Below are 26,562 nucleotides of genomic sequence, written 5' to 3' on the forward strand. Positions count from 1 at the left end.
CCCCCCCCCCCGGGCCCCCGGGGCGCCCCCCCCCCCCCCCCCCCCCCCCCCGCCCACCCCCCCCCCCCCCCCCCCCCCCCCCCCCCCCCCCCCCGGCCGGCGCCCGGCGGTGGTACGCACCCTCTGGCTGCTCGCCGGGGTCGGTGTGATCCTCGTGCTCGTCGTGCTCTCGGTGTCGTTCGGGGTGCGGGCGGTCACCCTCGACGACATCCTCGCGGCGCTCTCCGGGCAGTCGGACACGATCGCTCAGGCCGCGGTCGTCAAGCGCATCCCCCGCACGGTGCTCGCGCTCCTCGTGGGGGCGGCCCTCGCCCTCGCGGGAGCGACGATGCAGGCCGTCACCCGCAACCCCGTCGCCGACCCCGGCCTCCTGGGGGTCTCGAACGGCGCCTCGTTCGCGGTCGTCCTCGGCATCGCGTTCTTCGGACTCAGCAATCCCTACGGGCAGATGGCCTTCGCGATCGTCGGCGCCGCGGCGGCCGCCGTGTTCGTCTACACCGTCGGCTCCCTCGGCCGTGGCGGGGCCACCCCGCTCAAGCTGGCCCTCGCGGGGGCGGCGACCTCCGCCGCGTTCGCCTCGCTCATCAGCGCGGTCATGCTGCCGCGGGTCGACCTGCTGCAGACGTTCCAGTCGTGGCAGATCGGCGGCGTCGGCGGGGCGGAGTGGCCGCGGATCGCGATCACCGCGCCGGTCCTCGCGGTCGGCGCCCTCATCTGCTTCCTGTGCGCACGGGGCATGAACTCCCTCGCCCTCGGCGACGACATGGCCAAGGGGCTCGGCGAGCACGTGCTGCGCACCCGGATGCTGTCGGCCCTCGGTGCGGTCATCCTGGCCGGCGCGGCGACGGCGATCGCGGGGCCGATCGGGTTCGTCGGGCTCATCGTCCCCCACATGTGCCGGATGCTCGTGGGCACAGACCACCGCTGGCTGCTGCCGTTCTCGGCCCTCGCCGGCGCCGCGCTGCTCACCGCGAGCGACATCGTCGGACGCGTGATCTCGCCGTCCTCCGAGGAGATCCAGGTGGGTATCATCACGGCGATCATCGGGGCGCCGTTCTTCATCTGGATCGTCCGCCGACAGAAGGTGCGGGAGCTGTGAGCACGACCGAGCACACCCTCGTCCGCGGCGACGAGTCCGCCGCCGCCCGCACCGCGCGTGTCATCGCCGGCCGCCGGGCACGCCACCGCCGTCATGCCGTGGTCACCGTCGCGCTCGGGGCCGTCGTGGTCGTGCTCTTCACGGTGGCGCTCATGGTCGGCAACACGTTCTACCCGCTCGACGAGGTCGTCCGCGTGATCCTCGGCGAGACGGTGCCCGGTGCGTCGTTCACCGTCGGCGACCTGCGCCTGCCGCGCGCCGTCCTCGCCGTCCTCACCGGCCTCGCGTTCGGCATGGCGGGCGTGACGTTCCAGACCATGCTGCGCAACCCGCTCGCCTCGCCGGACATCATCGGCATCTCGAACGGGGCCGGCGCGGCCGCGGTGTTCGGCATCGTCGTGCTCTCGCTCAACGGCCCCGCCGTCTCGCTCCTCGCGCTCGTCGGTGCCCTCGTCACCGCGCTGGCGATCTACCTCCTCGCCATCAAGGGCGGCTTCGCGGGCACCCGCCTCATCCTCATCGGGATCGGCGTCGCGGCGATGCTGCAGAGCGTCATCTCCTACCTGCTGTCCCGGGCCGCGAACTGGGACATCCAGACCGCGATGCAGTGGCTCACCGGCAGCCTCAACAACGCGTCATGGGAGCGGGTGCTGCCGATGGCGATCGCCGCCGCGATCCTCGTGCCGCTGCTGCTCTCGCAGGGCCGGGCGCTGGGCACGCTCCAGCTCGGAGACGACTCCGCCGCGGGGCTCGGCGTGCGGGTCACCGCCACGCGCCTCGTCTTCATCCTCGGCGCCGTGGCCCTCCTCGCCTTCGCGACCGCCGCCACCGGGCCGATCGCCTTCGTCGCGTTCATGGCCGGACCCATCGCCGCGCGGCTCACCGGTCCCGGTGCCACGCTGCTGCTGCCCAGCGGCCTCGTCGGCGCGGTGCTCGTGCTCGGCGGCGACCTCATCGCCCAGTTTGCGCTCGGCGCGCGCTACCCGGTCGGCGTGGTCACCGGCGTCGTCGGCGCGCCGTACCTCATCTACCTGCTCATCCGCACAAACCGCACCGGAGGCTCGCTGTGACCGCCGCCCACCGCCTGTCCGCCGAAGGGGTCACCCTCTCCTACGGCGACCGCACCGTGGTCGAGGGCCTCGACCTGCAGATCGCGCCGGGGAAGATCACCACGATCGTCGGCGCCAACGGCTGCGGCAAGTCGACGCTGCTGCGCGCCCTCGCCCGGCTGTTGTCGCCGGGGGACGGGGAGGTCGTGCTCGACGGGAAGTCCATCCACGCCCGCCCCACGAAGGAGGTCGCGCGCATCCTCGGTCTGCTGCCGCAGTCGCCCGTGGCCCCCGAGGGCATCGCCGTCGCGGACCTCGTCGGTCGCGGGCGTCATCCCCATCAGCGGGCACTGTCGCGGTGGAGTGCGCACGACTACGAGGTCGTCGCCGACGCCCTGGACGCGACCGGGATCAGCGACCTCGCCGACCGCAGCGTGGACGAGCTCTCCGGCGGTCAGCGGCAGCGCGTCTGGATCGCGATGGCCCTCGCGCAGGAGACCGACATCCTGCTGCTGGACGAGCCGACGACGTTCCTCGACGTCGCCCACCAGGTCGAGGTGCTCGACCTGCTCACCGACCTCAGCGTCGCGCGCGGCACCACGATCGTCATGGTGCTGCACGACCTCAACCTCGCCGCACGCTACGCCGACGAGCTGGTGGCCATGAAGGACGGCCGCGTGCACGCGATCGGCGCCCCGCAGGACGTCGTCACCGCCGAGCTCGTGCAGGAGGTCTTCGGCCTCCCCAATCAGATCACCATCGACCCGGTCTCCGGCAAGCCGATGGTCACCCCCATCGGAAGGCATCATGTCCGCTGAATCCACCACGACCGAGCGCCCGACCTACATCCTCACCCGCGCCGAGGTGCGCGGCGTCGACCGCGTCTCCCCGTCGTTCGTGCGGGTGACGCTCGGCGGCGAGGAGCTCAGCGAGCTGGGGACGCCAGGGGAGGTCTACGACAGCCGGGTCAAGCTCGTCTTCCCGCCCGCGTCCGGCGTGCTCGCCGAGATCGATCGGTCGACGTACGACTGGTGGGGCTCGTACCTCGCCGTCCCGGAGGAGGAACGCGGCTCGATGCGCACCTACTCCGTGCGCGAGCTGCGGGTCGCCGACGACGGCCGCACCGAGGTCGACATCGACTTCGTGCTGCACCTCGAGCCCGGACTCACCGGCCCGGCCTCGCGGTGGGCGAGCACCGCCGCAGTGGGGCAGGAGCTGTGGCTGGTCGGCCCGCGCCGGGGCGTCGTCGCGCACGGCGGGGCGGAGTACGCGCCGGGGGCGGCGACCTCGGTGGTCCTCGTCGGGGATGAGACCGCGGCCCCCGCCATCGCCCGCATCCTGGAGGACGCCCCGCGCGACCTCCGCGGCGTCGCCTTCATCGAGGTGCCGTCGCCCGCCGACGTGCTCGCGATCGACGTGCCGGCCGGGGTCGACGTGCACTGGCTCCCGCGCGACATCGGCGAGCCGCACGGCCTTCGCCTAATCCCCGCGGTGCTCGAGTATCTGGGGGATGACGACGCCGGGGACGAGATCCGGGTCACCGACATCGAGGGGGAGGACCTCCTGTGGGAGACCCCCGAGTACTCGAGCCTGGGGGAGGAGATCCCCCGTGAGGACGACCGCGCCGGCCGCTACTTCTGGATCGCGGGCGAGAGCGGTGTCGTGACGACGCTGCGTCGGCACCTCGTGAAGGACCTCGGCGTCGATCGCGCGCAGGTCGCCTTCATGGGCTACTGGCGCCGCGGCGTCGCGATGCGGGGCTGAGATGACCGAGGCCATCGATCGCCACAGCCTGGAGGGGGAGTCCCTCGTCCTCGGCTACGGCCGCACCCGGGTCGTGCACGACGTATCCCTGCGCCTCGCGCCGGGCCGGGTGACCACGCTGATCGGACCGAACGGCAGCGGCAAGTCGACCGTCCTCCGCGCTCTCGCGCGGCTGCACCGCATCGAGGCGGGGACCGTGCGCGTCGGCGGCGCGGAGTCGCGCGACGCCGCCGCCCTCTCCGCCAAGGAGTTCGCGAAGACCGTCGCGATGCTGTCGCAGTCCCGGCCGCACCCGTCCGGGATCGAGGTCTCCGACGTCGTCGCCTACGGCCGCCACCCGCACCGCGGACGGTTCTCCGGCGTGAGCGACGCCGACCGAGCGGCCGTGGCGCGCGCCCTCGCCCTCACCGGCCTCTCCGCCATGGCCGCCCGTCCGGTCGACCAGCTCTCCGGCGGCGAGCTGCAGCGCGTCTGGCTGGCGACCGCACTCGCCCAGGACACCGGGGTGCTGCTGCTCGACGAGCCGACCAACCACCTCGACCTGCGCTACCAGGTGGAGACCCTCGACCTGGTGCGGGAGCTCGCCGACGACCACGGCACCGCGCTCGGCGTCGTGCTGCACGACCTCGACCACGCCGCCTCGGTCGCCGACGACGTCGTGCTGATGCACCGCGGCCGGGTCCACGCGGCGGGGGCGCCCGCCGAAGTGCTCACCGGCGAGAACCTCTCGCACGTGTACGGCCTGCGCATCGACACCGCCCTCGACGAGGAGACCGGGCTGGTGCGGGTGCGTCCGCGCGGTCGCCACCACGGTCGCCTCCGCGCCCCCTCCGCCTCCTGATCCCGACCCCTGAAGGAACCACCGATGAAGAAGACCTCCCTCGCCGTGCTCGCCCTCGGCGGCGCCCTCACCCTCGCGCTCGCCGGCTGCGGCACCACGCAGACGCCGTCCGCCGAGGGATCGGACGCCCCGACCTCGACGAGCGCGGGCTGCACGGACGACACCACGAGCACCTCGACCGGGGCGGTCTCCGTCACCGACGACCTCGGACGCACGGTCGAGCTCGACACGCCGGCCGAGCGGATCGCGGTGCTCGAGTGGCAGCAGATCGAGGACGCCCTGTCGCTGTGCGTGACGCCGGTCGCGGTGGCCGACGCCGAGGGGTACAGCACCTGGGTCACCGCGGAGGAGCTGCCGGAGGGCGTCGTCGACGTGGGCACCCGCCAGGAGCCGAACCTGGAGACGCTGTTCGGCACCGACCCCGACCTCGTGATCGTCGAGGTCAGTGCCGCGGACGACCCCATCGTCGCGCAGCTCGAGGCCTACGACGTGCCCGTGCTCGCGACGATCGGCGCCGATGCGAAGGACCCGATCACCAAGATGCTGAACACCTTCGACCTCATCGCCCAGGTCACCGGCCGCGGGGAGCGGGCCGACGTCGTCACCGAGGAGTTCCAGGAGCACCTCGACACCGCGAAGGCCGAGCTCGCCGACCGCGACCTCGCCACCACCGACTTCGTGTTCTTCGACGGCTGGGTCGACGGCGGCAACGTGGCGCTGCGTCCGTTCGGCCAGGGTTCGCTCGTCGGCGAGGTGGGCGAGGAGCTCGGGCTGACGAACGCCTGGACCGGCGAGGTCGACCCCGTGTACGGCCTCGGGCAGACCGATGTCGAGGGCATGACGACGGTCGGCGACGCGAACCTGTTCTACACCGGCACCGCGGACCCGGATTCCGAGAGCTTCGTCGACGCCCTCGCGGACAACCCCGCGTGGACCTCGCTTCCCGCGGTGGCGGAGGACCGCCTGACCGCGTTCCCGGCAGGTATCTGGACCTTCGGCGGCCCGCGCTCGACCGCGCAGATCATCGACGGCTACCTCGAGGTGCTCTCGAAGTGACGGAGACCCTCCGCCTCGACGACGCGACGGCGACCGCGGAGCCTGACGCCCCGGCGTCCGCCGTCCGCGTGGGGGCGGAGGGTCGGAAGCCCGCGGTGTGGACGGGCGTCGGCGTGCTCGTCGCTCTCGCCGTCGTGCTGGTGGCGGTCGCCTGCTGGCACCTCACGCAGGGCACGAGCGGCGCAGTGTTCGCTGGCGCCGACGTCCTCTGGGGATCGCGGGTGCCGCGGCTCGCCGCCGGCGTCGCGGTGGGCGTGGCCCTCGGCGTCGCCGGCATCCTGCTGCAGTCCCTCGCCCGCAATGCCCTCGCGTCACCCGACACGCTCGGCGTGACCGCCGGGGCCTACCTCGCCGTCACGGCGCTCGCCACGTTCGGGATCGCCGTGCCGGTGTGGGCCTCCGGGGCGGTGGCGTTCGCGGGCGGCATCGTCGCCGCGGGCATCGTGCTCGGACTCGCCGGAGGGGCGGGGTCGTCCACGACCCGCCTCATCCTCGCGGGCTCTGCGCTGGCGCTCGCCTTCCAGGCCGCGACCTCGACCCTGCTCATCCTGTTCGACGAGGAGACCAAGGGACTGCTCGCCTGGGGGAGCGGGAGCCTGTCGCAGCTCGGACTCACCGCGTTCCTGCAGGCGGCTCCGGTCGTCGTGGTCGTCACGGTGCTGGCCCTCGTGCTCGCGCGGCGCCTCGACATCCTGTCCCTGGGCGACGACACCGCCTCGTCGCTCGGCGTGCCGATCCGGTCGACCAGGACCATCGGGATCCTCCTCGCGGTCACCCTCACGGCGGTCGCGGTGACGCTCGCCGGGCCGATGGGCTTCGTCGGGCTGTGTGCGCCGGTGCTCGCGCGGCTGCTGACGCGGGTGGTGCCGAGCCTGAACCGCCATCTGCTGCTGATCCCCGCGTCGGGGCTCCTCGGCGCCCTCGTCGTCATCCTCTCCGACGCCCTCCTGCGCGCGCTGATCGGCGCGGAGGCCGCGATCCTCATCCCGACCGGCGTCGCGACGACGCTGCTCGGCGCGATCGTGCTCGTGCTCATGGCCCGACGCCTCCGCGACGCCGGTGCCACGCGCGAGCCTCCGCGGGTGCGCTTCGGGGTGCGCAGCCGCCTGCGCTTCCGGATCACCCTCGCCCTCGTCGCCCTCGGCGTGGTCGGGGTGCTGCTGCTCGGACTGCTCGCCGGGCACACCTGGCTGCTCACCGGCGACATCGCGCTATGGCTGCAGGGGCAGGCTCCCGCGCCCATCGCCTTCGCCCTCGACGAGCGCGCGCCGCGGATCGTGGCCGCCGTGGTCGCCGGCGCCGCGCTCGCGCTCTCCGGCGCCGTGATCCAGGGGGTGAGCCGCAACCCGCTCGCCGACCCGGGCATCCTCGGCGTCACCGGCGGCGGCGGGCTCGGCGCGGTGCTGGTGATCACGAGCATCACGTCGTCGACGGGCGGGATGATCGCGGGAGCCGTCCCCGGCTCGCTGCTCGCCTTCGCCCTCGTCTACCTGCTGTCGTGGCGGGGCGGCCTGAACGCGGACCGTTTCCTGCTCATCGGCATCGGGGTCTCGTACTTCACGGTCTCCCTCACGACCTTCTTCCTGCTGCGCTCGAACCCGTGGGACACCCCGAAGATCTACACCTGGCTCTCCGGGACGACGTACGGGCGGGTGTGGGAGCAGGTCATCCCGCTGGCGATCGTCCTCGTGATCGCGGTGCCGTTCGTGGTGATGAGTCGCCGGGAGCTCGACGTGCTGTCGCTCGATGAGGACACCCCGCGACTGGTCGGCATCCGGCTGGAGCCCGTCCGGTTGACGCTGCTGCTGGTGGCGGCCGTCCTCGCGGCGCTGAGCGTGACGGCGATCGGGGTCATCGGCTTCGTGGGGCTCGTGGCGCCGCACGCGGCGCGGGCCCTGGTGGGCGCGCGGCACTCGCGAGTGATCCCGACGGCGGTGCTCCTCGGCGGGCTGCTCGTGGGCATCGCGGACACGATCGGCCGGACGGTGATCGCCCCCGCGCAGCTTCCGGCGGGTCTCGTGGTCGCGCTGATCGGTGCCCCGTACTTCGTCTGGCTGCTCTGGCGCTCCCGCTGACCCGCTTCGAATCGCCCGAATGGCCCCATCTCCGGAGGAAATGGGGCCATTCGGGCGATTCGAACGAGGGTTACCGGGCCAGGAACTGCGTCAGGGCGGCGTTGACCTCGTCGGCGTGGGTCCAGAGGAGGCCGTGCGGGGCGCCCTCGACCTCGACGTACTCGGCCTCGGGCACGGCCTGGCGGAAGCGGCGGGCGGTCGCGTCGATCGGCAGGATGTTGTCCTTCGTGCCGTGCAGGATCAGCGTGGGCTTGGCAGCGGCGGCCACGGCCTTCACGTCGTCGCGGAAGTCCTCGATCCAGGTCGGGACCACGGCGTAGGCGGCGACCGGGGCGCTGGTGACGGACAGGTTCCAGTTCGCGTCGACGACCTGCTGGCTGATGCGCGTGCCGAGGTTCTCGTCGAGGTTGTAGAAGTCCTTGTAGAACTGGGTGAACCAGGAGTAGCGGTCGCCCTTGGCGGCGGCCTCGATCCCGTCGAAGACCCCCTGCGGCACGCCCTCGGGGTTGTCGTCGCGCTGCACGAGGAAGGGCTCGAGCGACGCGAGGAAGGCGAGCTTCGCGACGCGCTCGTGGCCGTAGCGGCCGACGTAGCGGGCGAGCTCGCCGGTGCCCATGGAGAAGCCGACGAGCACGACGTCGCGGAGGTCGAGGGTCTCGAGCACGGTGTTCAGATCGGCGGCGAAGGTGTCGTAGTCGTAGCCGGAGCCGACCTTGGAGGACTGTCCGAAGCCGCGGCGGTCGTACGTGATGACGCGGTACCCCTGGGCGAGGAGCTCGCGGGTCTGGCGCTCCCAGCTGTGCCCGTTGAGCGGGTAGCCGTGGATCAGCACGACGGGCTGACCGCTGCCCTGGTCTTCGTAGTAGAGCTCGATCGGGGTGGTGTTCTCGGTGCCGACGGTGATGTAACCCATGATGTGTTCCTTCCGATGCCGGTGAGAACGATCGTTCTCGCCTGATGTGATCAATCTAGAGAACGTTCGTTCTCATGTCAAGTAGACTTCTGGACATGACCGAAGACGAGGCGCGCGAACGCATCCTCTCCGCCGCGGAGGAGCTCTACTACCGCAAGGGCTATGCGGCGGTCGGCATGGACGAGCTCCGGTCCGCCGCCGGGGTGTCGCTGCGGCGCCTCTATTCGCTGTTTCCGGCGAAGACGGACATCGTCGCGGCGGTGCTGACGCGGAAGCACGCCGAGTGGGAGCAGGGGCTCACCGCCGCCGTGGCGCAGAGCGGCGACGACCCGCGCGCCCGCCTCCTCGCGGTCTACGGCTACCTGGAGGACTGGTTCTGCAGCGACGGGTTCCGGGGCTGCGCCTTCATCAACGCATTCGGCGAGCTCGGGGGCACGAGTCCCGAGGTCGCCGGCATCGTCCGCGCGCACAAGGCGTCGTTCCAGCAGTACATGGCGGAGCTCGTCGCGGCGACCGGCGCCCCGGTGGGCCTGGCCGCCCAGCTCTCTCTCCTCGCGGAGGGCGCGCAGAGCACCGCGGCCATCGGCGCCGACCCGGAGGCCGCCGTGCACGCACGCCGCGCCGCCGAGGTCCTGATCGACGCCGCCCTCGCTCCGGCCTGATGCCCATTCGCTAACCTGGTTAGCGAAACGAAGGGGCACTGTCAAGGCCACTTCCTTCCGTCCCCGTCCGGCGTAGGGTGCGGGCATGGAGACCTCGACGAAGGGCATCGCCCGCCAGAGCCTCGTGATCGCCGCCGCCGTGTTCATGCTGATCGCCGCGGCCATCGGCGCCGGCGCCTTCGGCGGTGACTCCGTCGATGAGCTGCAGAACGGCGCGCTCTCGGCCCAAGGCTCGTACCTCGCCCCCGCCGGACCGGCCTTCTCGATCTGGTCGCTCATCTATGTGGGACTCCTCGCCTACACCGTGTGGCAGGCGCTCCCCGCGCAGCGCCGCGACGAGCGACAGCAGGCGGTCGGCGGCTGGATCGCCCTCTCGATGGTGCTCAACGGCCTCTGGCTCGTGACCGCGCGCTACCTGACGCTGTGGCTGACCGTGCTCGTGATCGCGCTCCTGCTCGCGACGCTCGCCCGCGTCATCGTGCTCCTCGGCCGGTTCCCCGCCCGCAATCTCGCTGATCGCCTCCTCACCGACGGGGCCAACGGCCTGCACTTCGGCTGGGTCACCATCGCGACGGTCGCCAACACCGCCGCCTGGCTCACCCAGACGGTCCCGGAGATCGGAGCGGGTGCCCCCGACGCTTGGGCCGTCGCCGTGCTCGTGGTCGTGCTGGTGATCGGCGCCGCATCGGCCTGGTTCACCGGACGCCTCGCGCCGGCGCTCGCGACCGCCTGGGGTCTGAGCTGGCTCGCGGTCGGGCGTCTCACGGGCGAGCCGGAGAGCACGCCCACCGCCGTTACCGCGATCATCGTGGCCGTCCTGCTCGTCGTCGTCGGTGTCGTGGCGGTCCTCCGTCGGCGTCGCATCGCGGGCACGCACGATCGCGCGCCGCTCGGTCGCTAGAGGACCAGCCGGTAGCCCATTCCCGACTCCGTCAGCAGGTGGACGGGCGTCGAAGGCTCGCGCTCCAGCTTCTTGCGGAGCTGGGACATGTACAGCCGCAGGTAGCCGGAGTCGGACACCTGGGCACTGCCCCAGATCTCCTTGAGGAGATCCTGCCGGGTCACCAGCGCGCCCGGATGCCGCGCGAGGTGCTCGAGCATCCGCCACTCGGTCGGCGTGAGGTGCACCCGGGCGCCGGCGCGGGTCACGGTCTTCGTGGCGAGGTCGACGACGACATCCCCGAACGCGACCACGGACTCCCCGTTCGCGGCGACCGCGCGGCGGGAGAGCGCCCGCAGCCGGGCCAGCAGTTCATCCACCTGGAAGGGCTTCGTGACGAAGTCGTCCGCCCCCGCGTCCAGCGCCTCCACCTTGTCGGCCGAGCCCGTCCGCCCCGACACGACGATGATGGGCACGCTCGTCCAGCCGCGGAGGGCCTGGATCACCTCGATGCCGTCGAGCCGGGGCATGCCGAGGTCGAGCATGATGAGGTCGGGATGGCTCTGCGCTGCGGCGGCGATCGCGGCGGCGCCATCGGCGGCCACGACGACCTCGTAGCCGTGCGCCGCGAGGGTGATCCGCAGCGCCCGCACCATCTGCGGGTCGTCGTCGGCGATGAGGAGCTTCACTCCGTCCCCTCCGTGTCGGAAGACCCTGCGGCGAGCGGCAGGGAGATGACCATGGTGAGTCCGCCCCCTGGGGTGTCCTCCGGAGTCAGGCTACCGCCCATGCCCTCCGTGAAACCGCGCGACAGGGCGAGCCCGAGCCCGAGCCCCGCTGTGTTGTCGGTGTCGCCGAAACGCTGGAACGGCTGGAAGACGGCATCGCGGCGTTCCGGCGCGATGCCCTCGCCGCGGTCGATGATCCGGAGCTCCGCCCGATCCCCCAGCCGACTGCTCGACACGAGCACGCGACTGCCGTCGGGAGCGTGACGGTGGGCGTTGGCGAGCACGTTCACGAGTACCCGCTGCAAGAGCACGGGGTCCGCGTGCAGCGGCGGCAGGTCGGGGTCCAGGGCGAGCTCGACGTCGGCGGGGCCGAGACCGAGCTCGTCCACCGCGGCGAGCACGGGGCCGGCCGCGTCGATCCGCTGGGCCGAGACCGCGAGCACTCCCGCCTCCACGCGGCTCACGTCGAGGAGATCGGTGACGAGGGCGGAGAGGGTCGCGAGGCTCTCGTCCGCGGTCTCCAGCAGCTCCGCGCGGTCCTCCGCGGACAGGCCGTGCGCGCCGCGGAGCCCGCCGATCGCGGCGACCGCCGAGGCCAGCGGTCGGCGCAGGTCGTGACTGACGGCGGAGAGCAGGGCGCTGCGGACCTGGTCGGTCTCGGCGAGGGCTTCCGCCTCCCGCGCGGTCGCGCGGAGATCGGTGTGCTCGATGGCGGCGGAGAGCTGGGCGACGATCGCGTCGAGCAGTCGGCGCTCCGGACCGGCGATCGGCTCCCCGTTGAGCTCCAGCACGGCGCGCGGGCCGCCACCGGACGCGACCCCGACCGGGATGGTGGTGGCGCGGCCGTCCGGTACCGGCTCGCCGTCGCTGGCCAGCACCTCGCCGGAGGGGGTGAGCAGCCGCACCCCGCTCAGCCCGAACGCCTCCCGCGTGCGGCTGACGAGGGCGAGCACGGCGTTGTCGCCGCGGAGCACGTTCCCGGCGACGGCCGCGAGGAGCTCCGCCTCGGCGGTCGCCCGCTGCGCGGTCCGCGCCCGGCGGGCGGCCTGGTCGACGATGAGGCTCACGAGGATCGCGATGATGACATAGAGGGTGAGCGCGAGCACGTGCAGCGGGTGCGCGATCGTGATCGTGAACAGCGGGGCGACGAAGAGGAAGTCGAGGGTGATGCCGGAGAGCACCGCCGCGAACACGGCGGGACGGATGCCGCCGATGAGGGCGACCACCACGACGAGCAGCTGGTAGGCGAGCACCTCCGCCGTGATCGACTCGGGGCTGCGGACGGTGAACATCAGCCAGGACAGCAGCGGGCCGAACACGAGGGCCACGCCGAAGCCCAGCGCCTGCCGACGCCAGCCGAGCGCACCGCCGGTGATGCGGGGGAGGGCGAGCCGGCCGCCCGCCGCGGCGTGGGTCACGATGTGCACGTCGATGTCGCCCGAGCGGCGGATGACCTCGGCGCCGATCCCCGGCCCGGTGAGGGCGGCGGCGAGGCGGCCGCGCCGGCTCACCCCGATCACGAGCTGCGTGGCGTCGGCACTCTGCGCGAACTCGACGAGCGTCGCCGGGATGTCGTCCCCGACCACCTGGTGGTACGTGCCGCCGAGGGACTCGACGAGGGAGCGCTGCGCGGCGAGGGCGCCGGGGGTCTCGTCGCGCAGTCCGTCCTGGGCGGTCACGTGCACGGCGAGCAGCTCCCCGCCGGCGGAGCGTGCGGCGATGCGGGCCCCGCGGCGCAGCAGCGTCTCGCCCTCCGGGCCGCCGGTGAGGGCGACGACCACCCGCTCGCGCGCCTGCCAGGCTCCCGCGATGCCCTGTTCGGCGCGATAGCTGCGGAGCGCGCTGTCGACCTCGTCGGCGAGCCACAGCAGGGCGAGCTCCCGCAGGGCGGTGAGGTTGCCGAGCCGGAAGTAGTGCGAGAGGGCGGCGTCGACCCGCTCAGCGGGGTAGACGAGACCTGCGGCGAGCCGGTCGCGGAGCGTCTGCGGTGCGAGGTCGACGACCTCGATCTCGTCGGCGGCGCGGACGACCGCGTCCGGGATGGTCTCGCGCTGGGCGATCCCGGTGATCTTCTCCACGACCGCGTTCAGCGACTCGATGTGCTGCACGTTCACGGTGGTGACGACGTCGATCCCCGCGTCCAGCAGCTCCTCGACGTCCTGCCAGCGCTTGGGGTTCCGCGAGCCGGGGGCGTTCGTGTGCGCGAACTCGTCCACCAGAGCGATCTCCGGGGCGAGGGAGAGCACCGCATCGAGGTCGAGCTCGGAGAGGGTGACCCCGCGATGGGCGTCCTCGCGCCGCGGCACCTCGGGCAGGCCGGAGGTGAGGGCGGCCGTGGCCGCACGGCCGTGGGTCTCCACGATCGCGATGACCACGTCGCGGCCTTCCTCGCGGAGTCGCCGACCCTCGGCGAGCATCTCGAAGGTCTTCCCGACGCCCGGCGCGGCGCCGAGGAGGACGCGCAGTCGTCCGCGGCGGTTCCGGTCCGTCGCGGGGCGCGGCGGCCGCTCTGCGCTCATGCACCCTCCCGGTCGTCGAGTGCGAGATTCAGCTCCGCGACGTTGATGCGCTCCTCGCCGAGGAACCCCAGGTCCCGCCCTTGAATCCTAGACTCCACGAGGGCCCGCACCTCGTCTTCGGACAGGTCGCGGGCGGCGGCCACCCGCGGCACCTGGAGCAGGGCGTACGCGACGCTGATGTGCGGGTCGAGGCCGGAGCCGGACGCGGTCACGGCATCCGCGGGGACCGCGGACGGATCGACGCCCTCTCTGGCGGCGACCTCGGCCTTCCGCGCGGCGATGGCGGCGACGAGGTCGGGGTTCTCCGGCCCGAGGTTGCTGCCGCCGGACGACGCCCCGTCGTACCCGTCGCCGGCCGCCGAGGGGCGGGACTGGAAGTACTCGGGCAGGGCTTCACCGTCGGCATCCGTGAAGGACTGGCCGAGGAGCGCGCTGCCCCGGTCGCCGGGGAGCATCGAGCCGTTCGCCTGTGCGGGGAGGAGGAGCTGGCCGATGCCGGTGACGAGCAGCGTGTACCCGACGCCGAGGACGAGGGTGAGGACGAGCATCGCGCGGACGGCGACACCGGCGGTGCGCATCGTGGTGCGGGTGGTGGACGACATGGCGTTCCTTTCAGGCCCGGTCAGAAGCCGGGGAGGAGGCTGACGAGGAGGTCGATGAGCTTGATGCCGACGAACGGGGCGATGACGCCGCCGAGGCCGTAGACGAGCAGGTTCCGCTGCAGGATCTGCGAGGCGCTCGCCGGCCGGTACTTCACGCCGCGCAGCGCGAGCGGGATGAGGAACACGATCACGATGGCGTTGAAGATGATCGCGCTCGTGACCGCGGAGGCCGGGGAGTGCAGCTGCATGATGTTCAGCGCCGCGAGTCCGGGGAACACCCCCATGAACATCGCCGGGATGATGGCGAAGTACTTCGCGATGTCGTTCGCGAGCGAGAACGTCGTCAGCGCGCCGCGGGTGATGAGCAGCTGCTTCCCGATGCGGACGATGTCGATGAGCTTGGTCGGGTCGGAGTCGAGGTCGACCATGTTGCCGGCTTCCTTGGCCGCCGAGGTGCCCGTGTTCATCGCGACGCCGACGTCGGCCTGGGCGAGCGCGGGAGCGTCGTTCGTGCCGTCCCCGGTCATCGCGACGAGACGTCCGCCCTCCTGTTCCCGGCGGATGAGGTCGAGCTTGTCCTCCGGGGTGGCCTCGGCGAGGTAGTCGTCGACGCCGGCCTCGGCCGCGATGGCCTTCGCGGTGAGGGGGTTGTCTCCGGTGATCATGACCGTGCGGATGCCCATGCTGCGCAGCTCGTCGAACCGCTCTCGGAGGCCGTCCTTGACGATGTCCTTGAGGTGCACGACCCCGAGGATCCGCGCGTCCACAGCCTGGGTCCCGGAATCGGAGTGGGTCCCTGAGCCTGTCGAAGGGCCTGAGTCCGGCTGGGTCCCTGAGCCTGTCGACGGGCCTGAGTCCGGCTGGGTCCCTGAGCCTGCCGAAGGGCCCTGCACCGCGACGACGAGGGGCGTGCCGCCGCCCGAGGCGACGTCGTCGGTGAGGGTCGCGAGCTCGGGGCCGGGGGTCTGCCCCAGCCAGGCCGCCACGGCCGAGGCGGCACCCTTGCGGATCTGCGTGCCGTCGGCGAGGTCGAGACCGCTCATGCGCGTCTGCGCCGTGAACGGGACGACGACGGCGTCCGCCGGCGCCTCCACCCGGATCCCGCGGGCGGCGGCGAGTTCGACGATCGATGCGCCCTCCGGCGTCGGGTCGGCGAGCGAGGAGAGGGCGGCGGTGCGCAGCAGCTCCTCGGCGTCCACCCCGGTGAGCGGCAGCACGGCGTGGGCGCGGCGGTTGCCGTGGGTGATGGTGCCGGTCTTGTCGAGGAGCAGCGTGGTGACGTCGCCCGCGGCCTCCACCGCCCGCCCCGACATCGCCAGCACGTTCCGCTGCACGAGCCGGTCCATGCCCGCGATGCCGATGGCGGAGAGGAGGGCGCCGATGGTGGTCGGGATGAGGCAGACGAGCAGGGCGATGAGGACAGGGATGCTCACGGGCGACGCGGCGTACGACGCGATCGGGTTCAGCGCGAGGACCACGACGACGAAGACGATCGACAGGCTCGCGAGGAGGATGTTCAGCGCGATCTCGTTTGGGGTGCGCTGTCGGCTCGCCCCCTCGACGAGGGCGATCATGCGGTCGACGAACGTCTCGCCGGGCTTCGACGTGATGCGCACGACGATCCGGTCCGACAGCACCCGGGTGCCGCCGGTGACAGCACTGCGGTCGCCGCCGGACTCGCGGACGACGGGGGCGCTCTCGCCGGTGATGGCCGACTCGTCGACCGTCGCGATGCCCGCGACGATGTCGCCGTCGCCCGGGATCAGTTCGCCCGCGGAGACGATCACGAGGTCGTCGCGCTGCAGCTCCGCCGACGACACCGTCTCCGTCGGCGCTTCGACGAGCTCGGCGACCCACCCGGCGTCCCCCTGGGTCCCCGAGCCGATGTTCTGGGTCCCTGAGCCTGTCGAAGGGCCCACCACCCGTCGCGCCATCGTCTGGGTGCGGGTGTTCCGCAGGCTCGCGGCCTGGGCCTTGCCGCGCCCTTCGGCGACCGACTCCGCGACGTTCGCGAAGAACACGGTCAGCCAGAGCCAGAGCGCGATGCCCCAGGTGAACGCCGCCGGGACGGGGGTGCCGCCGGAGGAGGCGGGCGCGCCGAGGAAGGGCTCCGCGATCGCGAGGACGGTCGTGAACGCGGCGCCGACCCAGACGAGGAGCATCACGGGGTTGCGGACGAGCGTCGCGGGGTTGAGCTTCCGGACGGCACCGGGGAGCGCCTGCACGAGCTGGGCGCCGCCGAAGGAGCGCGGCGGACGGGCGGGGACGGCAGGGGCGTCCTGCTGTTCGGGAGGGGTGGTGAGGAGGGTCATGGTCAGAGTCCTTCGGCGAGCGGTCCCAGTGCGAGCACGGGGAAGTAGGTGAGGGCCGTCACGACGACGGTCACGGTGAGGAGCAGGCCGACGAACTGCGGCCGGTGGGTGGGGAGCGTGCCGGTCGTGGCCGGCACCCGCTCCTGCGCGGCGAACGACCCGGCGAGAGCCAGCACGAGCACGATCGGGAGGAAGCGCCCGAGCAGCATCGCGACGCCCAGGGCGGTGTTGAACCACGGAGTGTTCGCGGTGAGCCCCGCGAACGCGGAGCCGTTGTTGTTCGCGGCGGAGGTGAACGCGTAGAGCACCTCGCTCATGCCGTGCACGCCCGGGTTGAGGATGCTCGTGGACTCCACGTCCTCCCGGATCCCGGGGATCGCGAAGCTCAGGGCCGTGCCGCCGAGGACGAGCGCCGGGACCACGAGGATGTAGAGGCTCGCGAGGGTCATCTCCCGCGGTCCGATGCGCTTCCCGAGCCACTCCGGGGTGCGGCCGACGAGCAGCCCGCCGACGAAGACCGCGACGATCGCGAGCACGAGCATCCCGTACAGACCGGAGCCGACGCCGCCCGGAGCGACCTCGCCGAGCATCATGTTCAGCATCGGCATCATGCCGCCGAGCGCGGTGTACGAGTCGTGCATCGAGTTCACGGCCCCGGTCGAGGTGAGGGTGCTCGCGCTGCCGAAGAGGGTCGAGCCGAGGATGCCGAAGCGCTGCTCCTTGCCCTCCATCGCCGCCCCGGCGAGCTCGGGGGCGGAACCGCGTCCCGCCAGCTCCAGGGCCGAGAGCGCGGCGAGCGAGGCGAGGAACAGGGTGCCCATGACCGCGACGATCGCGTAGCCCTGCCGGTGGTCGCCGACCAGTCGGCCGAACGCGCGGGGGAGGGCGAACGGGATCACCAGGATCAGCAGCACCTCGAGGAGGTTCGTCCACCCGGTCGGGTTCTCGAAGGGGTGGGCGGAGTTCGCGTTGAAGAAGCCGCCGCCGTTGGTGCCGAGCAGCTTGATGGCCTCCTGCGACGCGACCGGACCGCCGGGGATCGTCTGCGTGCCGCCGGAGACCGTGGCGACGTCGGTGAAGCCGTTCACGTTCTGGATCACGCCGCCCGCGAGCAGGGCCACCGCGCCGATCAGGGCGAGCGGGAGGAGCAGCCGCCCCAGGCCGCGGGTGAGGTCGACCCAGAAGTTGCCGATCGTCGCGGAGCCGCGGCGCGCGAGCCCGCGGACGAGAGCGATGGCGATGGTGAGGCCGACGGCGGCGGAGACGAAGTTCTGCACCGTGAGGCCCGCGAGTTGCACCGTGTAGCCCATGGTCTGCTCGGGCGAGTACGACTGCCAGTTGGTGTTCGCGACGAAGGACGCGGCGGTGTTGAACGCGAGTCCCTCCGGCACGGCGGGCAGGCCGAGCGCGGCGGGGAGGAAGGCCTGGAGCCGCTGCAGTCCGTAGACGAGCAGGAGTCCGACGAGCGAGAACAGCAGCACGCTGCGGGCGTAGGCGCGCCAGGTCTGCTCGGAGCGGGGGTCGACGCCGATCAGCCGGTAGAGCGCGCGCTCGACGCGCAGGTCGCGGCCGGAGGTGTAGACGTGCGCGATGTAGTCGCCGAGGGGGCGGTAGAGGAGCACGAGTACGACCACGACGGCCGTGATCTGGAGGACGCCGTACAGGACCGTCGCGTCCATCAGAAGCGCTCCGGGGCGACGAGCGCCACGACCAGGTAGACGACCGCGGCGACGGCGAGGACCGCGGCGAGGATCTCGAAGACGATCATGCGCGGTCCACCGCCTTGGCGATGAGGGACACGAGGGCGAACAGCGCCAGGGTCAGCGCGAGGTAGATGATGTCGAGCACGTCCTCGATCCAACTGCGCCGCCCCGCCGCATCCCTCGATCCTCACGTTTCCCCTACGCCCACCCCCCGGATGCATGCGGGTTGCTCACGGAGACGGCCTTCGAATCGCGCACCTGGTCCCAAACCCGCCGCCGATGCAGCCAGGTGCGCGATTCGAAAGGGGGCGTCGGCCCTATGCTCACGAGGTGGGGATCAGAAGGATGCGGATCGGGACGGGGACGGGGATCGTCGCCGGGCTCGTGGTGGCCGCGCTCGTGTGCGTGCTCACGGGGTTCCTGCCGCGCACGGACGCCGGTGCGCTCGGGGACCGGATCGCGCCCGTGCTGGGGTTCGTCGTCGCGATCACGATCGTCGCCGAGCTCGCCCGTGACGCGGCGGTGTTCGACGTCGTCTCGCAGCGCCTCGCGCGCTGGGGTCGCGGCCGCGTGGTGGTGCTGTGGGCGCTGGTGGTCGTGCTCGCCGTGGTGAGCACCGTGTTCCTCTCGCTCGACACGACCGCCGTGATCGTCACGCCCGTGGTCGTCGTGCTGGCGCAGAGCATCGGCGTCTCCCCGCTGCCGTTCGCCCTGGCCACCGTCTGGCTCGCCAACACCGCGTCCCTCGCCCTGCCGGTCTCGAACCTCACGAACCTGCTCGCCGCGCCCGCGATGGGGGAAGGGCCGGGGGCGTTCATCGCGCTGAGCTGGGCGCCCACGCTCGTGGGGATCCTGGTGCCGGTCGCGATCCTCACCGTCCTGCAGCGGCGCACGGTCTTCGGCACGTATGAGATGCCCGAGCCCCGACGCCCCGCCGATCCGACGCTGTTCTGGAGCGCCACCGGCATCCTCGTCGTGCTGATGCCGCTGCTCGCGCTCACCCACGACGTGTGGATCCCCGCCACGGTCGCGGCTCTCGCGTTGATCGCGCTGTTCGCCGTCCGTCGTCGCCACGCCCTGCGATTGTCCCTCGTCCCGTGGCAGGCGCTCGCGCTCGCCGCGTCGCTGTTCGTCCTGGTCGAGTCCGCGCACGCGCAGGGGCTGCTCGACTTCCTGACCTCACCGACCGCGAAGGGCGACTCTCTCGGCGACCTTTTCCGGCTCGCGGCGCTGGGAGCCGTGAGCGCGAACGCGATCAACAACCTCCCGGCCTACCTCGTGCTCGAACCCGCGGCAGGGGACCCGGTCGCCTTGATGGCCCTGCTGATCGGTGTGAACCTCGGTCCGCTCATCACGCCGTGGGCCTCGCTGGCGACGCTCCTCTGGCACCATCGCGTGACGGCGCTCGGGGTCGAGATCCGCTGGGGCCGCTTCGCGCTCTGGGGGGCCGTCGCCGCGGTGCCCACCGTCGTCCTGGCCACGCTCGTCCTCTGACCCCGTTTCGAATCGCGCACTGTGCTGCATATCCGGCCGAGATGGAGAACAGTGCGCGATTCGAACGGGGGTCAGACGCGACGCATCTCGGCGGCCAGCGCGGGGTGAGCGGCGTCGAAGCGGGCGGCGATGCGCTCGCGCACCTCGGGGGCCTTGTTCTGGCTGAGCTTGGCGCGGGCGTCGAACCGGGTGACCCGGAGCCGCAAGCCGACCGTGCCCTTCGCGGCCCTCCGGGTGCCCGGTTCGTCCTCCGCGAGGCTCCGCCCGTGGGGCTGCCCACCCTCGAAGTGGTCGGTGAGCCGGGTGAGCATGGCGTAGTTCTCCTCCGCGGTCAGGATCTCGGGGGCGCCGGAGAGGTGCGCGGTGACGTGGTTCCAGGTCGGGACGAGGTCTCCCGGCGCGTACAGACTCGAGGACACGTAGTCGTGCGGCCCCTGGATGATCACCAGGACCTCGTGTCGTCCGAGCTCGTGGAGCTCGTCGTCGGGGCGTCCGAAGTGGGTCACGAGCACGATGCCGTCCTCGTCCTCGTCGAGCAGAACGGGGTAGTGCGAGGCGACGAGACCGGTGGAGGTCGGCGAGACGAACGTCGCCCACGGGTGCGCGCGGATGAGGCGCTTGACCTCCTCCGGGTCGGTCATGAGGTAGCGGGGGGTGTGACGCATGGCGCCTCCTGTCGGGTGGGGGTGGGGGTGGGGGGAGAACTGCGGGTGCGGACGGCGAGTCCGGCGCACACGACGACCGCGACTCCGCCGAGCACCGTGGCCAGGCCGACGTCCTCGTGGAAGAGGAAGGATGCCCAGGTGATGCCCATGACGGGCTGCACGAGCTGGATCTGGCTCACCTGTGCCATGGGTCCCATCGCGAGGCCGCGGTACCAGGCGAAGAATCCGAGGAACATGCTGACCGCGGCCAGGTAGCCGAACGCGAGCCAGGCGGTGGGGGTGGCGACGGGCGGTGCGGCGACCCCGGCGGCGATGGCCACCGCGAGCATGACGGGAGCGGCGAGCACGAGTGCCCAGGAGATCGTCTGCCAGGCACCGAGCTCGCGCGCGAGCAGGCCGCCCTCCGCGTAGCCGACGGCCGCGGCGATCACGGCCCCGAACAGCTGGAGGTCGGCGGGGCGGAGCGCGCCGGGCGTGCCGTTCTGCAGCGTCGCGAAGACGAGGGCCGCGGCGGCGCCGAGGAGTGCGAAGACCCAGAACGAGGGGGACGGGCGCTCCCGGGTGCGCAGCACGACGGCGACCGCGGTCGCGGCCGGCAGGAGGCCGATCACGACCGCGCCGTGACTCGCGGGCGTGGTGATCATGGCGAACGAGGTCAGCAGGGGGAAGCCGGCGACCACTCCGAGGGCGACGATCGCGAGTCGCGCCCACTGGGCCGGGTTCGGCGGCTGCTGGCGTGTGACGAGGAGGACGAGTGCGGCGAGCACAGCGGCGACGACCGCGCGGGCGGAGCCGATGAACAGCGGCGAGAGTCCGCCGCCGAGCGCGATCCGGGTGAACGGGAGCGTGAACGAGAAGGCGACGACGCCCAGGAGGCCCCAGGCGGGACCGGCGGCGCGGGATAGCAGTGTTCCGTTCGGACGGATAACGCTACTGTGTTCTTTCATGAGTCAGGATAGCACCGCACGCATCGTGGCCGGCCTCCGGACCTGGGTCGCCGCCGCCGCACCCGGCGCCCGCCTCCCCTCCAACCGCGCGCTGACGGCCGAGTACGCCGCGAGCCCCGTGACCGTGCAGAAGGCGGTGCAGCAGCTCGTCCGCCTCGGGCTCGTCGAGGCGCGACCCGGGGTCGGCACCTTCGTCCGCGCGGCGCGCACGGTCCTGCCGGCGGACTACAGCTGGCAGGCCGGGGCTCTTGGCGCGGCCGCCGTGCGCCTGGACGGTCTCTCCTCGGCGCAGCGCCCGACCTCGCCGGACGCGATCGGGTTGCACTCCGGGTATCCCGCTCCGGATCTCCTCCCCGAGCGGCTCGTCCGGCAGGCCCTGGTGCGCGCCTCCCGGACCGCGTCCGCTCTCACCCGCTCTCCCGCGGCCGGCGAGCCCGGACTGCAGGAGTGGTTCGCGGCGGAGCTGGCCGCGGCGGCCCCGGCCGGGATCACGGTGCCGACCGCCCGCGACGCCGTCATCATCTCCGGGAGTCAGAGCGGACTGAGCTCCATCTTCCGGGCGGTCGTCGGCGTCGGCCGGCCGCTGCTCATCGAGTCGCCGACGTACTGGGGTGCCCTGCTCGCGGCGGAGCAGGCGGGGGTCGTGCTCGTTCCCGTCCCCTCCGGTCCGCAGGGTCCGGATCCGGACGCGGTCGACAGGGCGCTCGCCGAGACCGGAGCCCGGGCGTTCTACGCGCAGCCCACGTTCGCGAACCCCACCGGTGCGCAGTGGCCGGCGGCGACCGGGGAGGCCGTCCTCGACGCGGTCCGTCGCCACGGGGCCTTCCTCATCGAGGACGATTGGGCGCACGACCTGGGCATCGACGCCGAGCCCCGTCCCGTGGCGGCCTCCGACCACGACGGTCACGTGGTCTACCTGCGCTCGCTGACGAAGAGCGTGTCGCCGTCCCTGCGGGTGGCGGCGGTGATCGCGCGCGGTCCCGCCAGGGACCGCATCCTCGCCGATCGCGCGGCGGAGTCGATGTATGTCAGCGGCCTCCTGCAGGCGGCCGCGCTCGACGTGGTGACCCAGCCGGCCTGGCGCACGCACCTCCGCGGCTTCCGCGAGCAGCTGCGTTCGCGGCGCGATCTCCTGCTGTCGTGCCTGGCCGCGCAGGCGCCGACCGCGCTGGTGGAGGCCGTGCCGGTCGGCGGGCTGAACCTCTGGCTGCGGCTGCCGGACGGCACCGACGCCGCCGCGGTCGTCCGCGAGTGCGCGGCGCGCGGCCTGGTCATCGCGCCGGGGAGTGAGTGGTTCCCCGCCGAGCCGTCGGGGGCGTACGTACGGCTCAACTACGCGAGCGCCGACCCGTCCCGCTTCCCCGAGGCTGCGGCGATCCTCGGCGCGATCCTCGCCGGAACCTGACCGTCGCCGTCAGGACTCGGACGGCGGCCCGGCGGGGCGGTGCGCCCGGCGCCCGGCCACCACGACGGGCCGCCCCGCCCTCTCCTGGCCGGGCAGTGGACGCGAGCGCCGGCCGTAGATGAGTTCGGACGAGTCGAGCAGCCACGGCACCAGGGTGATCGACACCCCGTGCACGAGCATGAGCTGGTTCGCGAGGCGACGGGCGCGCCGGTTGTGCAGGAAGTTCTCCCACCAGTGCCCCACGATGTACTGCGGCAGGTAGACCGTGACGACGGAGGATCCATGCTTCTCGCGGTACTGCCGGATGAACTGCGTCACGGGCTGCGCGAACGAGCGGTACGGCGACTCGACGATCACGAGCGGCACCGGCACGAGGTGGTCCGCCCACTCCTGCTGCAGACGCGCGGCGTCCTCCTGGGAGACGGCCACGTGCACCGCGAGGGTCTTGTCGTGCTTGGCGGCGATCGCGTAGTCGATGGCCTTCATGACCGGCTTCTGCAGATGGTTCACGAGGACGATGGCGACGTCGCCCGAGGCGCCGAACCGGGTGGTGTCGTCGATCGCGATCTCGTGCTCGACATCCCGGTAGTAGCGCTTGACGCCGATCATCAGGAACGCCAGCACCGGGATGGCGAAGAACACGAGATAGGCGCCGTGCGTGAACTTCGTGATCGTGACGATGACGAGCACGAGCACCGTCAGCGTCGCCCCGGCGGAGTTGATGAGCAGCCCCACCCGCGCGGAACGCCGGTCCGCGGCGCCGTCGCCGCTCGGGGGGACGGGTGCGCGCAGCAGCCGTCGCCAGTGCCGCACCATGCCGATCTGGCCCAGGGAGAAGGAGACGAAGACGCCGATGATGTACAGCTGGATCAGCGTCGTCAGCCGCGCCTGGAACACCACGAGCACGGCGATCGCGGCGATCCCGAGGAGGATCATGCCGTTGGAGAACACGAGCCGGTCGCCGCGGGTGTTCAGCGACTTCGGGGCGTAGCCGTCGCGGGCGAGCACGGCGCCGAGCAGGGGGAAGCCGTTGAAGGCGGTGTTCGCCGCGAGGAGCAGCACGCAGGCCGTGGCCGCCTGCACGATGAAGAACGGGATGCTGCCGCCGCCGAACGTCGCCGCCGCGATCTGCGCCATCAGGCTCGGCTGCGGGGTCGTGCAGTCGAAGCCGATGAGGTCGCAGGGGTTCTCGGCGTAGTGCACGCCGGCGATGAGGGCGAGGGCGGTGAGGCCGGAGAACAGGCAGATCGCGATGGTCCCCATGAGCACGAGGGTCGACTGGGCGTTGCGCACCTTCGGCGCCCGGAACGCCGGGACGCCGTTCGACACGGCCTCGACTCCGGTCAACGCGGAGCAGCCGCTGGAGAACGCGCGGAGGATGAGCAGCAGTACGGCCGCCTGGCTGAGGCTCTCGGCCTGGACGGCGAACTCCGCGCTGGAGGCGACCGGGGCGTCGCCGAGGGCCGTCCGGACGAGCCCGGTGACGATCATGACGCCGACCGAGCCGATGAACACATACGTGGGGATGGCGAACACGAGCGAGGCCTCGCGCACCCCGCGGAGGTTCACGATGATGATGAGCACGACGAAGCCGACGGCGAGCTCCACGCGAAGAGGATCGAGACCCGGCACCGCCGAGATGATGTTGTCCACCCCGGAGGCGACCGACACCGCCACCGTCAGCACGTAGTCGACGAGGAGCGCTGCGGCCACGATCACCCCGGGGACCTCGCCGAGGTTCTTCGACGCGACCTCGTAGTCGCCGCCGCCGGAGGGGTACGCCTTGATGAGCTGCCGGTAGCTCAGCACCACCACGAGCAGCAGCACGACGACCGCCGCCGCGACGAGCGGGGTGAACGACAGGAACGTGAGACCGCCGATGAGCAGGATCATCACGAGCTCCTGTGGGGCGTATGCCACCGAGCTCAGCGCGTCCGAGGCGAAGATCGGCAGCGCCATGCGCTTGGGGAGGAGCTGCTCGTCGACCTGGGCGCTCGTGAGCGGGTCGCCGAGCAGGATGCGCTTGGCGCGCGGCGGCGCGTCCGGGGTCGGCCTCGTTTGTTCTGACACGTCCGGCGACACTACGCCGACCGCAGCCGCCCTCACGCGATCCTCACGGAATCCCTACGGCGCGGTGGCGCTCCCTCACGGAATCCTCACGCCCTCCCGGTATCCTTGCGTCAGTGGGGGATCAGGTGGTTCTGGGGGTCATCGCCGTGGCGATCGGCCTCGCCGTGGGCGTCGTGCTCTTCGTGCCCTTCGTCGCGATCAGCTACCGCCGCCGCGGACGCCTCTCGCTCGGACGCACGCTGCTCTGGCTCGCGGCGCTCGTCTACTTCTGGGCCATCTGGACGTACACGCTGCTGCCGCTTCCCGACCCGGACACCATCCGCTGCGTGGGGGCGATCACCGACCCGATGTCCGTCGTGCGCGACGTGCAGAAGGCGTTCGCCGCTCCGGGCAACCCGCTGCGCCAGCCCGCCCTGCTCCAACTCGTGTTCAACGTGCTGCTGTTCGTGCCGCTCGGAGCGTTCCTCCGCGTGCTGGGCGGCCGCGGCCTCCCCACCGCCCTCGTGGTCGGGTTCGGTCTGTCCCTGCTGGTGGAGACCACCCAGCTCACCGGGGTCTGGGGGCTGTACCCGTGCGCCTACCGCTTCTTCGACGTGGGCGACCTGATGACGAACACGACCGGAGCGGTCCTCGGCTCCGTCCTCGCGCTCGTGGTGCCACGGTCGCTGCGCGGAGTCCAGGCCCGTGCCGACGCCGATGAGCCCCGTCCCGTCACGCGCGGTCGCCGCGCGCTGGCGATGCTCTGCGACGGGCTCGCGAACGGCTTCGTCGTCCTCGCCGGCGGCGTCGCGGTGCAGCTCTGGCTCGAGTACGTCGTGCAGGACCGTCAGGCCGTGCTCGACGGCACCCTCGCCGGCACGGTGAGCACGGCGGCCGCCTGTGCCCTGTGGCTCGTGGTCATCCTCGTCACCGGCCGCTCGGTGGGAGATCTCGCCGTGCAGCTGCGCTACACCGGGTCGCGACTGCCGGCGGCGCTCGCCCGGCTGCTGCGCTGGGCGGGCGGCATCGGCGGACTCACGGCTCTCGGGATGCTCGGCGGGGTGTTCGACGCGCTGTCCTCGCTGCTGATCCTCGTCGCGATCGTGCTGCTGTTCACCACCCGCCAGGGTCGTGGGCTTCCCGGCCTGCTCTCCGGCCAGCACCTCGAGGACGCCCGCGTCACCGCGAAGAGTTGAGCCCATTATGTACATAAGAGGTATTCTGTACGCATGAACACTCTCAGCCGCAGCGTGCCGTCGAAGGACCTGCGCGATCAGCTCGCCGACGTTCTCGGCGGTGTCGCGTACGGGGCGGAGCGGGTGGGGGTGACGCGTCACGGCAAGCTCACCGCGGTCGTGATCGGCGTCGACGACCTCGAGCTCCTGGAAGAGCTCGAGGCTGCGCGAGATGCGGCGGAGTTCGGAGCGGCGAAGGCGGCGGACGACGGGGGTCGAGTCTCGCTCGATGACCTCCGTGCGGAACTCCCGTGACGCGGTACCGCGTCGAGTTCACCACCGCAGCGGCGAAGGAGGTCCGCAAGCTGGATCCTCCGCTCCGTCGGCGCATCCTCGCCGGGATCTCCGACCTCGAACGGGAGCCTCGTCCGCACGGCGTCCGCAAGCTCGCCGGGTTCGACAACGCCGGGCGCGTGCGGATCGGCGACTACCGTGTGCTCTACGAGGTCGTGGACGAGCGGGTGCTCGTCACCGTGGTCCGCGTCGCCCACCGGCGGGACGTCTACGACCTCTGACGGCATCTCGAATCCACAGGGGTTTCCGATCACGGATCGATAACGTCGT

General features: G+C 72.2%; 24 protein-coding genes. 14 read left to right on the forward strand and 10 right to left on the reverse strand.

From position 1 onward, the window contains the following. Nucleotides 1-109 precede the first annotated feature (109 nt). The 7 genes from M4D53_RS15580 to M4D53_RS15610 are packed head-to-tail and all read left to right on the forward strand — an operon-like array spanning nucleotide 110 to nucleotide 7,884. Nucleotides 110-1,099, forward strand: a complete 990-nt coding sequence (locus tag M4D53_RS15580; RefSeq protein ID WP_259954918.1) for a FecCD family ABC transporter permease — start codon at nucleotides 110-112, stop codon at nucleotides 1,097-1,099. Continuing rightward, nucleotides 1,096-2,169 (forward strand): FecCD family ABC transporter permease, encoded by a 1,074-nt coding sequence (locus M4D53_RS15585; RefSeq protein ID WP_259954919.1) that lies wholly within the window; start codon nucleotides 1,096-1,098, stop codon nucleotides 2,167-2,169. The genes M4D53_RS15580 and M4D53_RS15585 overlap by 4 nt, the downstream gene beginning before the upstream one ends. Next, nucleotides 2,166-2,966 (forward strand): ABC transporter ATP-binding protein, encoded by an 801-nt coding sequence (locus M4D53_RS15590; RefSeq protein ID WP_025104024.1) that lies wholly within the window; start codon nucleotides 2,166-2,168, stop codon nucleotides 2,964-2,966. The genes M4D53_RS15585 and M4D53_RS15590 overlap by 4 nt, the downstream gene beginning before the upstream one ends. Next, complete coding sequence (locus M4D53_RS15595) at nucleotides 2,956-3,912, forward strand: siderophore-interacting protein (protein WP_259954921.1); 957 nt, start codon at nucleotides 2,956-2,958, stop codon at nucleotides 3,910-3,912. Before M4D53_RS15590 ends, M4D53_RS15595 begins: the two co-directional genes overlap by 11 nt. A gap of 1 nt (nucleotide 3,913) precedes the next feature. Further along, complete coding sequence (locus M4D53_RS15600; protein ID WP_259954923.1) at nucleotides 3,914-4,753, forward strand: ABC transporter ATP-binding protein; 840 nt, start codon at nucleotides 3,914-3,916, stop codon at nucleotides 4,751-4,753. A gap of 24 nt (nucleotides 4,754-4,777) precedes the next feature. Next, nucleotides 4,778-5,809 carry an ABC transporter substrate-binding protein gene (locus M4D53_RS15605; protein WP_259954925.1) on the forward strand — a complete coding sequence of 344 codons (1,032 nt, stop codon included), beginning with the start codon at nucleotides 4,778-4,780 and terminating at the stop codon, nucleotides 5,807-5,809. Next, nucleotides 5,806-7,884 carry an iron ABC transporter permease gene (locus M4D53_RS15610; protein ID WP_259954926.1) on the forward strand — a complete coding sequence of 693 codons (2,079 nt, stop codon included), beginning with the start codon at nucleotides 5,806-5,808 and terminating at the stop codon, nucleotides 7,882-7,884. Before M4D53_RS15605 ends, M4D53_RS15610 begins: the two co-directional genes overlap by 4 nt. 70 nt (nucleotides 7,885-7,954) lie before the next feature. Here the strand turns inward: M4D53_RS15610 and M4D53_RS15615 are convergent, their stop codons facing one another. Beyond that, the gene (locus tag M4D53_RS15615) at nucleotides 7,955-8,797 is read right to left on the reverse strand and encodes an alpha/beta fold hydrolase (RefSeq protein WP_259954927.1); all 843 of its coding nucleotides are present in this window, start codon (nucleotides 8,795-8,797) and stop codon (nucleotides 7,955-7,957) included. Nucleotides 8,798-8,892: 95 nt separating this feature from the next. Here M4D53_RS15615 and M4D53_RS15620 point away from each other — a divergent pair, with 95 nt between their 5' ends. Further along, on the forward strand, nucleotides 8,893-9,459 hold the full coding sequence (locus M4D53_RS15620; protein WP_187663042.1) for a TetR/AcrR family transcriptional regulator: 567 nt from the start codon (nucleotides 8,893-8,895) through the stop codon (nucleotides 9,457-9,459). Nucleotides 9,460-9,544: 85 nt separating this feature from the next. After that, nucleotides 9,545-10,360 carry a TspO/MBR family protein gene (locus M4D53_RS15625; protein WP_259954928.1) on the forward strand — a complete coding sequence of 272 codons (816 nt, stop codon included), beginning with the start codon at nucleotides 9,545-9,547 and terminating at the stop codon, nucleotides 10,358-10,360. Here M4D53_RS15625 and M4D53_RS15630 read toward each other — a convergent pair. The 6 genes from M4D53_RS15630 to M4D53_RS15655 are packed head-to-tail and all read right to left on the reverse strand — an operon-like array spanning nucleotide 10,357 to nucleotide 18,268. Further along, entirely contained in the window at nucleotides 10,357-11,028 is a 672-nt protein-coding gene (locus M4D53_RS15630) for a response regulator (RefSeq protein WP_259954929.1), read from the reverse strand. The genes M4D53_RS15625 and M4D53_RS15630 overlap by 4 nt on opposite strands. Next, the gene (locus tag M4D53_RS15635) at nucleotides 11,025-13,586 is read right to left on the reverse strand and encodes an ATP-binding protein (protein ID WP_259954930.1); all 2,562 of its coding nucleotides are present in this window, start codon (nucleotides 13,584-13,586) and stop codon (nucleotides 11,025-11,027) included. The genes M4D53_RS15630 and M4D53_RS15635 overlap by 4 nt, the downstream gene beginning before the upstream one ends. Further along, complete coding sequence (gene kdpC / locus M4D53_RS15640; protein ID WP_259954931.1) at nucleotides 13,583-14,188, reverse strand: potassium-transporting ATPase subunit KdpC; 606 nt, start codon at nucleotides 14,186-14,188, stop codon at nucleotides 13,583-13,585. Before kdpC ends, M4D53_RS15635 begins: the two co-directional genes overlap by 4 nt. Before the next feature lie 20 nt (nucleotides 14,189-14,208). Next, nucleotides 14,209-16,500, reverse strand: a complete 2,292-nt coding sequence (gene kdpB / locus M4D53_RS15645; RefSeq protein WP_259954932.1) for an HAD-IC family P-type ATPase — start codon at nucleotides 16,498-16,500, stop codon at nucleotides 14,209-14,211. Between the two features lie 2 nt (nucleotides 16,501-16,502). Beyond that, the gene (gene kdpA / locus M4D53_RS15650; protein WP_259954934.1) at nucleotides 16,503-18,179 is read right to left on the reverse strand and encodes a potassium-transporting ATPase subunit KdpA; all 1,677 of its coding nucleotides are present in this window, start codon (nucleotides 18,177-18,179) and stop codon (nucleotides 16,503-16,505) included. Next, complete coding sequence (locus M4D53_RS15655) at nucleotides 18,179-18,268, reverse strand: potassium-transporting ATPase subunit F (protein ID WP_036292752.1); 90 nt, start codon at nucleotides 18,266-18,268, stop codon at nucleotides 18,179-18,181. The genes kdpA and M4D53_RS15655 overlap by 1 nt, the downstream gene beginning before the upstream one ends. Before the next feature lie 280 nt (nucleotides 18,269-18,548). On the opposite strand from M4D53_RS15655, the gene M4D53_RS15660 reads away from it, so the two are divergent. Beyond that, entirely contained in the window at nucleotides 18,549-19,697 is a 1,149-nt protein-coding gene (locus tag M4D53_RS15660) for an SLC13 family permease (protein ID WP_259954937.1), read from the forward strand. 71 nt (nucleotides 19,698-19,768) lie between these two features. On the opposite strand, the gene M4D53_RS15665 is transcribed toward M4D53_RS15660, so the two are convergent. Next, nucleotides 19,769-20,362, reverse strand: coding sequence for an FMN-binding negative transcriptional regulator (locus M4D53_RS15665; protein ID WP_259954939.1), 594 nt, complete (start codon nucleotides 20,360-20,362; stop codon nucleotides 19,769-19,771). Further along, nucleotides 20,335-21,309, reverse strand: coding sequence for a DMT family transporter (locus tag M4D53_RS15670; protein ID WP_259954940.1), 975 nt, complete (start codon nucleotides 21,307-21,309; stop codon nucleotides 20,335-20,337). The genes M4D53_RS15665 and M4D53_RS15670 overlap by 28 nt, the downstream gene beginning before the upstream one ends. Between M4D53_RS15670 and M4D53_RS15675 the strand changes: the two genes are divergently transcribed. Then, entirely contained in the window at nucleotides 21,308-22,714 is a 1,407-nt protein-coding gene (locus M4D53_RS15675; RefSeq protein ID WP_259954942.1) for an aminotransferase-like domain-containing protein, read from the forward strand. The genes M4D53_RS15670 and M4D53_RS15675 overlap by 2 nt on opposite strands. Before the next feature lie 9 nt (nucleotides 22,715-22,723). On the opposite strand, the gene M4D53_RS15680 is transcribed toward M4D53_RS15675, so the two are convergent. After that, the gene (locus M4D53_RS15680) at nucleotides 22,724-24,673 is read right to left on the reverse strand and encodes an APC family permease (RefSeq protein ID WP_396654778.1); all 1,950 of its coding nucleotides are present in this window, start codon (nucleotides 24,671-24,673) and stop codon (nucleotides 22,724-22,726) included. A 224-nt stretch (nucleotides 24,674-24,897) separates the two neighbouring features. Between M4D53_RS15680 and M4D53_RS15685 the strand changes: the two genes are divergently transcribed. Genes M4D53_RS15685 through M4D53_RS15695 form a run of 3 tightly spaced genes read left to right on the forward strand, consistent with a single transcriptional unit; the run spans nucleotide 24,898 to nucleotide 26,513 of the window. Next, nucleotides 24,898-25,959 (forward strand): VanZ family protein, encoded by a 1,062-nt coding sequence (locus M4D53_RS15685; RefSeq protein ID WP_259954944.1) that lies wholly within the window; start codon nucleotides 24,898-24,900, stop codon nucleotides 25,957-25,959. Between the two features lie 33 nt (nucleotides 25,960-25,992). Next, on the forward strand, nucleotides 25,993-26,253 hold the full coding sequence (locus M4D53_RS15690; protein ID WP_085604709.1) for a type II toxin-antitoxin system prevent-host-death family antitoxin: 261 nt from the start codon (nucleotides 25,993-25,995) through the stop codon (nucleotides 26,251-26,253). After that, nucleotides 26,250-26,513 carry a type II toxin-antitoxin system RelE family toxin gene (locus M4D53_RS15695; RefSeq protein ID WP_259954946.1) on the forward strand — a complete coding sequence of 88 codons (264 nt, stop codon included), beginning with the start codon at nucleotides 26,250-26,252 and terminating at the stop codon, nucleotides 26,511-26,513. Before M4D53_RS15690 ends, M4D53_RS15695 begins: the two co-directional genes overlap by 4 nt. Nucleotides 26,514-26,562 lie beyond the last annotated feature (49 nt).

The sequence above is a fragment of the Microbacterium meiriae genome (assembly GCF_025143875.1).
GTDB classification, from domain to species: domain Bacteria; phylum Actinomycetota; class Actinomycetes; order Actinomycetales; family Microbacteriaceae; genus Microbacterium; species Microbacterium meiriae.